This is a genomic window from Prosthecodimorpha staleyi, from assembly GCF_018729455.1.
Lineage (GTDB): Bacteria > Pseudomonadota > Alphaproteobacteria > Rhizobiales > Ancalomicrobiaceae > Prosthecodimorpha > Prosthecodimorpha staleyi.
Genome location: NZ_JAHHZF010000002.1, coordinates 483,532 through 496,594 on the forward strand (window position 1 = coordinate 483,532; position 13,063 = coordinate 496,594).

Consider the following 13,063-nt stretch of genomic DNA (forward strand, 5'->3'; position numbering starts at 1 on the left):
GACGCCGCGGTGCCTCCGCTGTGACCGGCAAGGTCGTTCCCGCCGGCCGACGGCAGGGCCGACCCCGGCGTGGCCGGCATCGCGCGGCGTGCCAGGGGCAGATCCGGCGTCCCGTCAGCCCTCGTCCCGGATCGTAAGGCGTCCGTTCAGTTCGGCGATCAAGGACGCCGGACCGCGGTTTCGGATGTGGTGTCGCGCCATTTTTCGGCAGTCCGGGTCCCGGTTGATCTGCACCTCCACCCAACGGCGCCAATCAGGATCGTTCAACGCGATCCGCTCCGCCGTCAGGATATCGCAGCCCAACTCGACGCGGATGTCCTTGATGGCCTGAAACCAGTCGATCTTTTGCTTCGCCATCAACATCGCCCGCGCCTTCTGCCCTCACCGGTCCTGGCCGGAGCAGGCCGCCTCGCATCGCATGGCAGGCAACACCCCTTCGCTCAGGCATTCCGACCGACCATGGGGTCAAACAACCTTCACGATTGCATCCACAGACTGTAAAATCATGCAAGCGATACAACCCGCAGCGGGGTCAGTCCTGGCATGGATTTCGTCGTCGAGTCTCTCTCGAAATGGCCGGCCCCTCTGGTAACGGCACTCTTCTGCGGCGTCGGCGGCCTTCTCGGTTCGCTGGTCGTGGCGGCGATCTCGCGGATCGTCCCGCTCAACAAGACGGTTGCGACGGCCATCGTCACCGGCTTCGTCGTGCTGGGCCTGCAAGGCCCAGATCTTGCGATGTCCAAGGTGAAGAATTCAGATACTGCGCGTTATGCGGTAGATGAACTGAAAAAGATGCGATATTTCGCCGTCCTGTTCCGTGCCCACCCTGAATCTGAAGCTATTTTACTTGAAGAGTTCAGGAAATCCAGCGTCGGAAAATTCAACGAAGAAAAGCGCGCCCGACTGCAGTCCTTTGTCGCCGAACTGACGACGAAATACATGGTCAAGGATCTGACAAGGGCACCTGATAGTATTATCTTCAGGACTATACAAAGAAATCTCAGCGTTGTGCAGCAATTCAGTAAGCGTCCGGAAATTTGCGTTGCCTACTACAAGGCCAATGGCCAAATCCCACAATCGGCACAAACCCCGAAACTCATTGAAGAGGAAATGAGCCTGAAAGCCGACATCATCGAGAGTTCGATCGCAAACCCGTCTCCGCCCCGGGAGCCGGTCAGCGCGGAGGAGATCCGGAGCCTCTTCACCGAGGCCTACAAGAATACCGGCGCCGACATTCGCGACCTGCCGAAACTCACCAAGTCATCCACAGTATCCCCGGATGAGGGCTGCCGGATCGCGATCGAGTTCTACAAGGCCCTGGTGTCCCTCGGCGAGCAGAAGGGCGCCCGCCTGTTCCGGGGGCTGCTGGAGCCGTAGGGATCGAGGTTTGGTCCGGCCATTGCGGCCTTTACCGGCCGACCTCGATCTGACCGGCGTGCCGCGCGCCCTCATCGGCCGGCGAGCCGGTCGAGGAAGCCCAGCATGTGGTCGATGCCGCCGTGCTGGTCGAGATCGGCGTGGCCGGCTTCGGGCAGCTCGACGAATTCGGCACCCGGGCCGGCGCGCTCGGCCAGGCGGCGGCCATGGGCGATCGGGACGGTGCGGTCGAGGGGGCCGTGCAGGATCAGGATCGGCCGCCGGATCGCCGCGACGGCCTCGCGGCTGAGCCAGGCATCGGCGAGGAGCCACCGCACCGGGACATAGGGGAAGATCTCGGCCGCACGGTCGACGATGGCGGTCGGCGGGGCTTCGAGCATCAGCGCGGCGACGGGCCGGCGGACGGCGGCCTGGATCGCCACCGCGGAGCCGAGCGACCAGCCGTGCAGGACGACCCGGTCGGAGGGCACGCCCTCGGCGGCGAGCCGATCGAGCAGCGCCACGGCATCGGCGACGAGCCCGGTCTCGCTCGGCTGGCCCGGCGCGCCGGGATAGCCGCGATATTCCAGCGCCGCGATGCCGTGCCCCGCCGCCGCCAGGCCCGCGAGCCGGCTGACCGAGCCATGCAGCCCGCCGCCATTGCCGTGGAAATGCACGATGGTGAAGCGATCCGGCGCCGCCGGTCGTCGCCAGACCGGAACCGCGAGCCCGTCGGCGGTCGCCAGCCGTTCCAGACGGAAACCCTGGAGACCGGCGGCTTCGGGCGTCTCCGGTCCCGGCCAGGTCCGGTAGAGCAGAGAGCGCTGCGACAGGGCGAGCCAGCCGACCGCCGCCCCGTAGGGCAGCGCCAGGCCGAGCGCGATCGCAACCAGTTTCGACAGCATCACGCCTCCGCATGCGAAAGGACCGGCCGGGAGGGTCCCGGCCGGTCCAGAATCGAGCGCAACGATGGAGACTTCGTGACCGCGCGAAAGCGGGGTCTCAGTCGAGGTTCTTGATGATCTCCTCGGTCATCTTCTTGGCGTCGCCGAACAGCATCATGGTGTTGTCGCGGAAGAACAGTTCGTTCTCGACGCCGGCATAGCCAGAGCCCATGCCGCGCTTGATGAACAGGACCGTCTTGGCCTTCTCCACGTCCAGGATCGGCATGCCGAAGATCGGCGAGGCCGGGTCAGTCTTGGCGGCCGGGTTGGTCACGTCGTTGGCGCCGATCACATAGGCCACGTCGGCCTGCGCGAAATCGTTGTTGATGTCCTCGAGCTCGAACACCTCGTCATAGGGCACGTTGGCCTCGGCCAGCAGCACGTTCATGTGGCCCGGCATGCGCCCGGCGACCGGGTGGATGGCGTATTTCACCTCCACGCCCTCGTGCTTCAGCTTGTCGGCCATCTCGCGCACGGCATGCTGGGCCTGGGCGACCGCCATGCCGTAGCCCGGCACGATGATCACCTTGGACGCGTTCTTCATGATGAAGGCCGCGTCGTCGGCCGAACCCTGCTTGACCGGCCGCGCTTCGACCGCCCCGCCGGCCGGACCGGCGGTCTCGCCGCCGAAGCCGCCGAGGATGACCGAGATGAAGCTACGGTTCATGCCCTTGCACATGATGTAGCTGAGGATCGCGCCGGACGAGCCGACCAGCGCGCCGGTGATGATCAGCGCCGAGTTCTGCAGCGTGAAGCCGATGCCGGCCGCCGCCCAGCCCGAGTAGCTGTTCAGCATCGAGACGACCACCGGCATGTCGGCGCCGCCGATCGGCACGATGATCAGCACGCCGAGCGCCAGCGAGACCAGTACGATCAGCCAGAACACGACCTGACTGCCGGTCATGACCAGGGTCGCGATCAGGACGACCAGAATCACGGCCAGCACGATATTCACCAGATGGCGCATCGGCAGCAGGATCGGCTTGCCGCTCATCCGGCCGTCGAGCTTGAGGAAGGCGATGACCGAACCCGTAAAGGTGATCGCGCCGATCGCCACGCCGAGGCTCATCTCGACCAGCGCCTGGCCGTGGATATGGCCGGGCGAGCCGATGCCGAAGGCCGCCGGCGCGTTGATCGCGGCCGCGGCGACGAACACCGCCGCCAGGCCGACCAGCGAGTGGAAGAAGGCGACCAGCTGCGGCATCGCCGTCATGGCGATGCGCTTGGCCGTGATCGCGCCGACGCCGCCGCCGATGGCCAGCGCCAGCACGATCAGCGCATAGGCGCCGAAGGACGGCTTGATCAGGGCCAGCGTGGTGCCGATGGCGATGGCCATGCCGACCATGCCGTAGACGTTGCCCTTGCGCGACGTGGCCGGGCTGGACAGCCCGCGCAGAGCCATGATGAAGAGCACGCCGGAGACGAGGTAGAGCAGCGCAGTGATGTTCTGAGACATGGATGCGCCCCCCTCACGACTTCTTCTTGTACATCGCGAGCATGCGCGACGTGACCATGAAGCCGCCGAAGATGTTCACCGCGGCGAGAATGGTTCCGACGAAGCCGAAGCCGCGCGCCCAGCCGGCGCCCGGGCCGGAGGCCCAGTCGACGCCGACGGCGAGCAGCGCGCCGACCACGATCACCGAGGAAATCGCATTGGTGACCGACATCAGCGGCGTGTGCAGCGCCGGGGTCACCGACCAGACCACGTAGTAGCCGACGAAGATCGCCATCACGAAGATGGAGAACTGGAACACGAAGGGATCGACCGAGGCGGCGGCCGCATGGGCGCTGGCGACCTGCGCGGAGAGGTCGCCGAGGATGCCCTGCGCCTTGTCGGCCGCACCGACCGCGGCGGCGGCCGCGTCCTGGGCGGCCTTGGCGGCGGCCCGGGCCTGTTCCAATGCCTGTTCGGGAGTGAGATTGGCCATGGTTGCCCCCTTCAGCCCTTCAGCGACGGATGGACGATCTGGCCGTCCCGCGTGATCATGGTCGCCTTAACGAGTTCATCCTCGTAGTTGACCGCGAGCGTCTTCTCCTTCTTGTCGATCATGGTCTCGACGAAGGCGAACAGGTTCTTGGCGTAGAGCAGCGAGGCGCTGGCGGCGACGCGGCCGGCCACGTTGAGATGGCCGAGGATCTTGACGCCGCCGATGGTGACGACCTCGCCCGGCACGGAGCCCTCGATATTGCCGCCGCGCTCGACCGCGAGATCGACCAGCACGGAGCCCGGCCGCATCGAGGCGACCATCGCGGCGGTGATCAGCTTCGGCGCCGGCCGACCGGGAATCAGGGCCGTGGTGATGACCATGTCCTGCTTCTTGATGTGCTCGGCGACGAGCGCGGCCTGCTTGGCCTGGTACTCGGCCGACATCGGTTTGGCGTAGCCGGCCGCGGTCTCGGCCTGCTTGAACTCCTCGTCCTCGACCGCCACGAACTTGGCGCCGAGCGAGGCGACCTGTTCCTTGGCGGCGGGGCGCACGTCGGTGGCGGTGACCACCGCACCGAGGCGGCGGGCGGTCGCGATCGCCTGCAGGCCGGCGACGCCGGCGCCCATGACGAACACCTTGGCGGCCGAGACCGTGCCGGCCGCGGTCATCATCATCGGGAAGGCGCGATCATATTCGGCGGCGCCGTCGATGACCGCCCGATAGCCGGCCAGGTTGGCCTGCGACGACAGGATGTCCATGACTTGCGCGCGGGTGATGCGCGGCATGAACTCCATCGAGAAGGCGGTCAGGCCGGCATCGGCGAGCGCCTGAACCGCCGCCTGCTGGCCGTAGGGGTCGAGCGCGCCGATCAAGAGCGCGCCGCGCTTGGCCAGCGCCGCAGCCTCGGCGGAGGGGCGGCGGACCGTCAGCACGATATCGGCGCCGGACCAGACCGAAGCCGCATCGGGGGCGATGGTGGCGCCGGCCGCTTCGTATTCGGCGTCCAGGATCCGGCTCTTCAACCCGGCACCCGTCTCGACCACCACCTCGGCACCGAGACCCTTGAACTTCTTCACGGTATCCGGAGTGGCCGCGACGCGGGCCTCCGCCGGATCACGCTCCATCGGCACGGCTATCTTCATGGATTGCCCCCTTTCGGCACCCCTCCGGTGCCGTCCATCCGCAGGAATGGCCGGCCGGAGACGGGGTGGAGAAGCCGATCGCTACCGGCCGCCGGCGATGCGGCGCCACCCGTTCCGACGAAATCCGGCCACCGACCCCGCTCCGTCAGGGATGCGGGGGTCAGGGACCGGCGATTAAATTCCGAATCCCGCCCGATCGAACCTTCGGGCTTGCTGGCCTGCCGGTCCCTGCGGATCGGCCCGGCCGGCCGGATCAGAGCAGGAACACTGCCATCAAGGCGAGCAGGACGACCACCCCGATGGTGCCCCACTTGGTCATGGCGATGAACAGCTTGTAGGTCTTCTCGTGCTCGGCGTAGTCCATCGGGCTGTGCTCGGCCATCTTGCGCCCCTTGCGTCTCGTGGTCACCATTCCCTTGCGGGCCGGCGTCTTTATAGGAGATGGCCGCCCCCCGGGCAACGCGTCCTGGTGGCCGCAGCCCTGGGAACCGGTGCCAGATTCGGCATAAACTGCACCTGCCACGCCCCGACTTTCTGGTATGCCAAATACCAGAGAAGGTCAAGCAAGCCCTGGCCCCGCCCCGGCCCGTTGCAATCCACCCCCTTGCATACATTGGCGAATTCGCCTCTTATGCCGCGGGGGAACATTCGAAGGCTTGGAGGCCTTGGAGGGATGAACGACAGAGACCCGCTCGAACGGGCCGCAGACCGGCTTGCCTTCTGGATCGAGACTTTCAACCGGCTGTTCGAAACGGATTTGACGCTCGAGGATCCGCAGTTGATTCTCAACAGCAAGGGCGGGGTCGAGATCCTGATCACGCCGGTGCTGCAACTCGGCGCCTTCTTCTTCACGGCCTCGCTGCGCGACATTCCCGAAGCCTCGGAGGAGGTGCTGGTGCGGGTGCTGGCCGGCAACCTGTTCCAGGCCGAGAGCGGCGTCGGCTGGTTCTGCATCACGCCGGAAACCAGACAACTGTGCTGGCAGATGCGCTGGGACCGCTTCATGACCGCGACCGAAGAGGCCTTCCTGGGCTTCCTGGACGCCTTCGCGGATGCCGCCGAAGAGCGGCGGCGCACCGTGCTGGCCTGGACCGATGCGCCGCTCCTGCCGCCGGGGGCACCGCAGGATTTTACCCTGGTGCGTGCCTGAGGGAGGTCGGACATGGCCACAGGGGGCGTGAATTCAGGCCGACCGCCAGGTCCGGTCGCGATCGAGACCTCGGCTCCGAAAGGCCCCGACACGACCGGCGTGCCGACACAGCGCTACCAGGGCGACCGGTTCCTGTCGGTCCAGCGCGCGAGCTTCCTGGGCAGTGCGGTGCTCGGCGCCGTCGCCACGCTCGGCGGCCGGTTCCTGTCGCAGGCGCCGCCGTCGACCGGACCGACTGTCCTCCCGCAGGGGCCATCCGGATCGTCGTCCGACCCGGATGCCGGCAAGCCGTCCGGCCTCGCCTATCGCGGCACCGTCATGGACGGCATCGAGAAGCAGTTCCAAACGCTCGATCCGGTCGCCCAGAAGGTCAAGCAGGTCGGCGATACGGCTTCCGAAATCGTTGATGCCCTGCCGGTGCCGAAAGGCGCGCAGAAGCTGTTCAAGGTCGCCAACCGGACCACGACCTTTACGGGGCTGGCGCCGGTGCTCCTGTCCGGCCTCTACGCTGCCGCGTCGACCTCCAACGCGGTCGGCACCCATGCCCATCTGCGCAATCTGGCCAAACCGACGGATGAGGACCTTCGCATCAACGCCTCGGTCCAGCAGCAGGCCCGCGACGCGCGGCAGTTGTTCAAGGACCGCACGATCGACTATGTCGGCGAGCGCTTCCAGGAGATCGGCGTCACGCTGCCCTTCGACAAGCTCTAACAGATTGCTGAGAAACGCGTCGGAACGCGATCAGACGGGGCCGTTTCAACTCTGTCATCCCCGGGCTTGTCGCGGGGATCCAGACTTTTCAATGACTTGGCCATCGCACTGGATCCCCGGGACAAGCCCGGGGATGACAGAATGGCGGGTTCGGAGTGGTTTTCAGCAGCCTGCTAAGGCGTTGCTTCGCGCGCCGTGCCAGCCCCGCCTTGCCCCGAAGGCACCGTGCCTCAGGGGCAGACGCGGACATGCTTGCGCGCCTCGGCGAAGTCCATGACCAGGAGCTTGGCGGTCAGACCGCCGCGCGCCTTGATCCAGTTCTGGACCGACGCCGGATAGAGGGACAGGACGATCCTGTTGGCCTTCGGATTGGTCTTGCCGGTCTTGATGTCCGTCGTCTGGTGAAAGGCCAGCACCGCACCCGGACCAAGGCAGACGCGGTTGACCCGGGTCAGTGCCAGATAGACCGTGCAGGCCGAGGCACACAGTCCTTCGATGCGGACGAGACGACCGGAATCGGCCACGTCCAAGGCCGTGTTGACGCGCTCAATAACGCGACCGCCCCGATCTCCGGAAATCACATAGGGAGGCAATTCGTCCATCATCGCGCCGATCCCGCAACTCAACCCCGGCGGGAAGGCTATGCGACCGCCGCCGCATCTGACAAGCCCCCCGGATCACGTCTGGGTTGCAGCCGCGACCGGCCGGCATGTGCCCGAAGCGGCAGGTCACTCCTGCCGGGGCGGGGCCGACGAGGCCGTGTTGCTGCGCAGCGGCCGATGCTCGGCGCGGCTCAGAATCGCGACCGCGACCGTCTGGGCGATGGCGGCGACCAGAAACACCCAGCGGAAGCTCTCCACCGCCCGGGCGGCAACGGCCGGATCGACCGCCGCATGGCGCGCGCCCTCCCCGATTTCGGCAACGACGCCGGTCCCGGTCAGGATCGCGCCGAGCACCGTGACGCCGACCACCGAACCGAGCGTGCGCAGGAACGACATCGAGGCGGTCGCGACGCCGAGATCGCGCGGCTCGGCGGCATTCTGGACCGAGATGGTGCCGACCGGGAACAGCGTGCCGGTGCCCATGCCGGCGATGCCGACAGCCAGTTCGACCGCCCAGAAGGGCAGCAACCCAGCACCCGCTGCCAGACCGAACAGGGCGGCGGCAGCGACCAGTCCGCCGACGATCGCCACCCATTCGTAGCGTTCGACCCGGGCGATGACCCGACCCGACAGGTTGGCGCCGGCCACCGTGCCGCCGAGATAGACCACAAGGGCGAAGCCCGCGGTGGCCGGCCCCATCCCCTCGACCAGTTCGAGATAGACGGGCAAATAGACCGAAAGCCCGATCGAGGACGCCATTGCGAAGAAGAGGCCGAGCGTCATCGGGGCGATCACGGGGTTGCGCATCACCCGCGGCGGAATGAGCGGCTCTGCGGCGCGGGTCTGGTGCCACAGGAACAGGCCGGCCAAGGCCGCTGCCCCGACAAGGAGCCCGACCGTTCCGGCCGAAAGCCACGCCAGCCGATGGCCGCCGAGCGTCAGCGCCAGCATCAGCATGACCGTGGCGCCGACCACCAACAAGGAACCCGGCCAGTCGAGCTGGTGGTTGCGCTGGACCCGCGGCAGCTTGCGCAGGGTGCGTTCGGACAGGAAGAGCGCGACGGCGCCGAGCGGCAGGTTGATCCAGAAGATCAGCGACCAGTGGATATGCTGCGCGAACAGGCCGCCGATCACCGGTCCGGCCAGGCTGGCCGTCGCCCAGACGCCGGTGATGTAGGTGACGTAGCGCGGCCGTTCGCGCGGCGGTACCACATCGCCGATGATGGTTTGGGCGAGCGCGATCAGGCCGCCGCCGCCGAGCCCCTGCAGCGCGCGGCCGGCGATCAGCACGCCCATATTGGGTGCCAGCGCACAGACCACCGAGGCGGCGAGAAAGATGCCGACGGCGGCGAACAGGACCGGCCGCCGCCCGCGGATGTCCGCGAGCTTGCCGTAGAGCGGCGTCACCGCCGTCGCGGTCAGGAAATAGGCCGAGATCACCCAGGACAGCCATTCCGGATCGCCGAGCGTCGCCCCGATCGTCGGCAGGGCCGGCGCCACGATGGTCTGGTCGAGAGCGGCCAGCAGCATCGAGATCAGCGCTCCGACGACGATGTTGCGCTTGTCGGTCTCACTGACGGCAGGGGCGGGCGCGGCGGATGCGGGTACGACGGTCTCGGTCATCGGGCGGGGTCTCACGAGGGGCGGGACGGATCGGTGCCCGACCGAACCGCGGCGGGGAGCCGTCGGCGATTATGACCGGGACCGCCGCGGCCGGCCACCGTCCGGTCGCCCGACGTCCCGACAGACGCCATGCGCCTGACGCTCGGCTCGCCTCGGCGCCGAAGCCCTCCGCAGACGAGCCGGCAATCAAAAAATTGTATTTCCTGAATATTAAAATGGGATGCCGCGAAGGTGGCGGCATCGATCAATTCAATGAAATGAAATCGTACTTCTCCCCATTTAAGGATCACGCAGCGCGACGCAAAGCTGATGCGCAGAAAATCGCGTTTACAATATGCCCGCAAGAATTGCACGGACGTCAGTGACCGGTCATAGTCCAGGTCTGCGGAATCGTCGGGTGCCGCGACGTTCGCGGCGGTGCATCCATCGCCGCCGACGCGGAGAGCGAGGAGGGCTCTCCGGGGATACGCAGCCGCCGACACGGTTCTGCGGGCGTGGTTCTGGAGGATTCGAGGATCGAATCCGAAACGATTCGGATATCCCAAAAAAGAATAAGGTTGGGGGTTCGCATGTTGCCGCAAATGAATCGCCGGTCTTCGCTGCTCGCGTCGACCGCCTTGAGTCTGGCCGCTTTGGCCATGTCTACGTCGATGGCCTCCGCGCAGTCCTCGGTGCCGCTCGTGGTCAGCGCGCCTGCGCCCGGCGCGACCTATACCGTGGTCGGAACCGAGACCTGGGGAACGGCCACCATCGGCGACGGAGCCGGCGAAGCGGGCACGCTGAAGGTCGGTCCCGGCACATCCCTGACCACCGGAGACATCTCGGGAAGCCCGACCACGATCGGCAATCTCGCCGGCTCGACCGGGTCCGTCGTCGTCAAGGGCCGGGGGGCATCCTGGACGGACACGGGTGCGTCGGTCGCCGTCGGCGCCACCGGCATGGGCTCGCTGTCGATTCTGAACGGCGGCACCGCTTCGGTGGTGAGCCTGGGCATTTCGACCAACGGCGGCACCGGTAACGTCCTGGTCTCTGGAGCCGGCAGCAAGCTGACCTCGACCCAGCACATGGCCATCGGCTGGTCCGATGGAACTCCGGGCTCCCTCGTCGTCGAGAAGGGCGGCAGCCTGGAGACGATCGGCGGCTACGGCGGCGATCCCGGCGGCGGCCTCTATATCGGCGGCGGCGGCAACGTCACCATCCGCGATGCCGGCACCAGCGTCGTGATCGGATCCCGCCACAGCGGCACGCCCTCCGATTGGACTACGGCGGACGGCTGGTTCTATATCGGCGACGGCACCGCGACCCTGTCCAATGGCGCATCGCTGGAATCGGACGGCGGCTACGTCTCCGGCACCCTCGCCGGGGGGTACGCCAAGATGACCGTCACCGGCGCCGGCACCACCTGGAATTCCGGTATCTCGCTCTATGTCGCCGGCAACGGCAACAACAACGACGACGGCGACGGCGAACTGACCGTCTCGGACGGCGCGCATGCGTTCGCCTCCGTCGTCGGTGTCGGCGTCGACGGGCGCTCGACCGGGACGATCCTGGTGACCGGCGCCGGAAGCCGGCTGAGCGCGGTCGCCAGCGGCACCCTCACGGGCAACTTCTATGTCGGCTCGGATGGCGACGGCACACTCATCGTGCGCGACGGCGCCACGGTGACGACGGACAACCAGGTCCGCATCGGCTTCTCCGAAACCGCGTCCGGGCTTCTGGTCATCGGTGCCAAGGAGGGCGAGGCCGCGGCCGGCGCCGGGACCATCATCGCCAATGGCGGCGTCGCATTCGGCGACGGCAGCGGCACGCTGGTCTTCAATCACACCAGCGACAACCTGATCTTCAGCAATGTCCTCTCCGGTGCCAACGGCGCGATCCGCCAGATCGCCGGCGTCACCGACCTGACGGCGAACTCGCCCGACTTCGCGGGCTTCCTGACGGTCGTCGGCGGAACGCTGAAGGTGAACGGCGATCTGTCCGCAGCCTCCGCCAATGTCTTCGGAGGCACTTTCGGCGGCAGCGGGACGATCGGGGCACTGACCGTCCAATCCGGCGGCACCGTTGCCCCGGGCAACTCGATCGGCACGCTGCACGTCGCGAATTCCTTTGTGCAATTGGCAGGCTCCACCTATCTGGCCGAACTGTCCTCCACGGGCACCTCCGACCTGATCTCGGTCGGCGGCACGGCGACGCTCGGCGGCACGGTCCGCGTCGGCCAGGACAGCAGCTACCGGTTCGGCCAGAGCTTCACCATCCTGTCCGCCGAGGACCTGACCGGCACCTATACCAGCGACACGGTTCGGCTTTCGGCCTTCGCCACCGGCACGCTCAGCTATGTCGACGACAGCGACGTGGTCCTGACCGTCTCCAAATCGCGCAGCTTCGCGTCGGCCGGCAAGTCGGCGAACCAGCGCGCCGTGGCCGGGGTTCTCGACAACCTGCCGGCCGATTCCGAGCTGGTCATCGCCGCCGCCAATCAGCAGACCGGCAAGGACGCCCGTGCGGCCTACGATTCGCTGTCCGGCGAGTTCAACGCCACGCTGGTCGGCCAGACCATCGAAGCGTCGCAGATCATGCGTGACAGCATGACGGACCGTCTGCGCGCCGCCTTCGGTCTCGCCGGGGCCTCGCAGGGGCCGGTCGCGACCCAGCTTTCCTATGCCCCGGCGCCGAACGACCCGGCCGGCAAGGCCATCGCGGCGCCGACCACGCCCGGTCTCGCCGTCTGGACCCGCGCCTACGGCAATTGGCTGGACAGCCGCGGCAGCGGCAACGCCGCCGGCGCCCGGCAGACGATCGGCGGGGTCCTGTTCGGCGCGGATGCCGCCTTGGCCGATCCGTCCACCCGGGTCGGCATGATGTTCGGCTACGGCCGCGGCTCCGTGTCCAGCACCGGCCGCAGTTCCAGTGCGACCACCGACGACTACCATGTCGGCTTCTATGGCGGCCAGCAGTGGGGAGCGCTCGGCTTGCGTCTGGGCGGCGCCCTGTCGCTGCGCGATGCCGATACCGAGCGGCATCTGAACTTCTCCGGCTTCTCGGAAGACACCAAGGGCCGGCAGCGCCTCCTGACTTCGCAGGTCAATGCCGATCTCGGCTACAACATCCGCATGGGTTCGCTGGCCCTGGAGCCCTTCGCAGCCGCCGCCTATGTCCGCGTCAACGGCCTGTCGGATCGTGAATCGGGCTCCGGCGCCAAGCTGAACGTGCTCGACAACGATGCCGGGGTCGGCTTCTCCACCCTCGGCCTCCGCTTCGGTCAGGACTTCGTCACGGCCGGCCAGCCCATGGCCGTCCGCGGCTCACTGGCCTGGCGCCATGCCTTCGGCGACGTGACACCGGGCGTGCGCCAGAGCTTCGGCAACGGCTCGGCCTTCACGGTCACCGGCACGCCGATCGCCCGCAACACACTGGTGGCCGAAGGCGGCGTTGACTTCCGGCTTGCCGGCGGCGCCACCCTTGGGCTGACGACGACCGGCAATTTCGGCAGCGACACCCGGTCGCTGTCCGGTCGGGCCGATCTGCGCTGGTCCTTCTGACCCCGGGAGGCCGGTCCCGCTCCGGATTGGTTCGCACAATATCAAAACGCCCCGCTGCGGCCGCAGCG

General features: G+C 67.3%; 13 protein-coding genes. 5 read left to right on the top strand and 8 right to left on the bottom strand.

Features of this window, described 5'->3' with window-relative positions; all coding sequences use genetic code 11:
* Nucleotides 1-114: 114 nt before the first annotated feature.
* A complete protein-coding gene (locus KL771_RS05255; RefSeq protein WP_261967489.1) occupies nucleotides 115-363 on the bottom strand; it encodes a hypothetical protein in 249 nt (82 codons plus the stop codon).
* Between the two features lie 180 nt (nucleotides 364-543).
* Between KL771_RS05255 and KL771_RS05260 the strand changes: the two genes are divergently transcribed.
* On the top strand, nucleotides 544-1,377 hold the full coding sequence (locus KL771_RS05260; RefSeq protein WP_261967490.1) for a hypothetical protein: 834 nt from the start codon (nucleotides 544-546) through the stop codon (nucleotides 1,375-1,377).
* 71 nt (nucleotides 1,378-1,448) lie between these two features.
* On the opposite strand, the gene KL771_RS05265 is transcribed toward KL771_RS05260, so the two are convergent.
* The 5 genes from KL771_RS05265 to KL771_RS05285 all read right to left on the bottom strand — a co-directional run bounded on the left by KL771_RS05265 (nucleotide 1,449) and on the right by KL771_RS05285 (nucleotide 5,779).
* Nucleotides 1,449-2,261, bottom strand: a complete 813-nt coding sequence (locus tag KL771_RS05265; protein ID WP_261967491.1) for an alpha/beta hydrolase — start codon at nucleotides 2,259-2,261, stop codon at nucleotides 1,449-1,451.
* Nucleotides 2,262-2,358: 97 nt separating this feature from the next.
* Entirely contained in the window at nucleotides 2,359-3,756 is a 1,398-nt protein-coding gene (locus tag KL771_RS05270) for an NAD(P)(+) transhydrogenase (Re/Si-specific) subunit beta (protein WP_261967492.1), read from the bottom strand.
* A 13-nt stretch (nucleotides 3,757-3,769) separates the two neighbouring features.
* The gene (locus tag KL771_RS05275; protein WP_261967493.1) at nucleotides 3,770-4,228 is read right to left on the bottom strand and encodes a proton-translocating transhydrogenase family protein; all 459 of its coding nucleotides are present in this window, start codon (nucleotides 4,226-4,228) and stop codon (nucleotides 3,770-3,772) included.
* An 11-nt stretch (nucleotides 4,229-4,239) separates the two neighbouring features.
* Complete coding sequence (locus KL771_RS05280; protein ID WP_140940352.1) at nucleotides 4,240-5,370, bottom strand: Re/Si-specific NAD(P)(+) transhydrogenase subunit alpha; 1,131 nt, start codon at nucleotides 5,368-5,370, stop codon at nucleotides 4,240-4,242.
* Nucleotides 5,371-5,623: 253 nt separating this feature from the next.
* Nucleotides 5,624-5,779: an aa3-type cytochrome c oxidase subunit IV gene (locus KL771_RS05285; RefSeq protein ID WP_315901479.1), complete on the bottom strand. Its 156-nt coding sequence runs from the start codon at nucleotides 5,777-5,779 to the stop codon at nucleotides 5,624-5,626.
* A gap of 264 nt (nucleotides 5,780-6,043) precedes the next feature.
* On the opposite strand from KL771_RS05285, the gene KL771_RS05290 reads away from it, so the two are divergent.
* Nucleotides 6,044-6,520: a type III secretion system chaperone gene (locus KL771_RS05290; protein WP_261967494.1), complete on the top strand. Its 477-nt coding sequence runs from the start codon at nucleotides 6,044-6,046 to the stop codon at nucleotides 6,518-6,520.
* A 12-nt stretch (nucleotides 6,521-6,532) separates the two neighbouring features.
* Nucleotides 6,533-7,231 (top strand): hypothetical protein, encoded by a 699-nt coding sequence (locus KL771_RS05295; RefSeq protein WP_261967495.1) that lies wholly within the window; start codon nucleotides 6,533-6,535, stop codon nucleotides 7,229-7,231.
* A gap of 230 nt (nucleotides 7,232-7,461) precedes the next feature.
* On the opposite strand, the gene KL771_RS05300 is transcribed toward KL771_RS05295, so the two are convergent.
* Nucleotides 7,462-7,833 carry a hypothetical protein gene (locus KL771_RS05300; RefSeq protein ID WP_261967496.1) on the bottom strand — a complete coding sequence of 124 codons (372 nt, stop codon included), beginning with the start codon at nucleotides 7,831-7,833 and terminating at the stop codon, nucleotides 7,462-7,464.
* Between the two features lie 126 nt (nucleotides 7,834-7,959).
* Nucleotides 7,960-9,456, bottom strand: coding sequence for an MDR family MFS transporter (locus tag KL771_RS05305; RefSeq protein WP_261967497.1), 1,497 nt, complete (start codon nucleotides 9,454-9,456; stop codon nucleotides 7,960-7,962).
* Between the two features lie 71 nt (nucleotides 9,457-9,527).
* On the opposite strand from KL771_RS05305, the gene KL771_RS05310 reads away from it, so the two are divergent.
* A complete protein-coding gene (locus tag KL771_RS05310) occupies nucleotides 9,528-9,821 on the top strand; it encodes a hypothetical protein (protein WP_261967498.1) in 294 nt (97 codons plus the stop codon).
* 273 nt (nucleotides 9,822-10,094) lie between these two features.
* Nucleotides 10,095-12,995, top strand: a complete 2,901-nt coding sequence (locus KL771_RS05315) for an autotransporter outer membrane beta-barrel domain-containing protein (protein WP_261967499.1) — start codon at nucleotides 10,095-10,097, stop codon at nucleotides 12,993-12,995.
* Nucleotides 12,996-13,063: the final 68 nt, after the last annotated feature.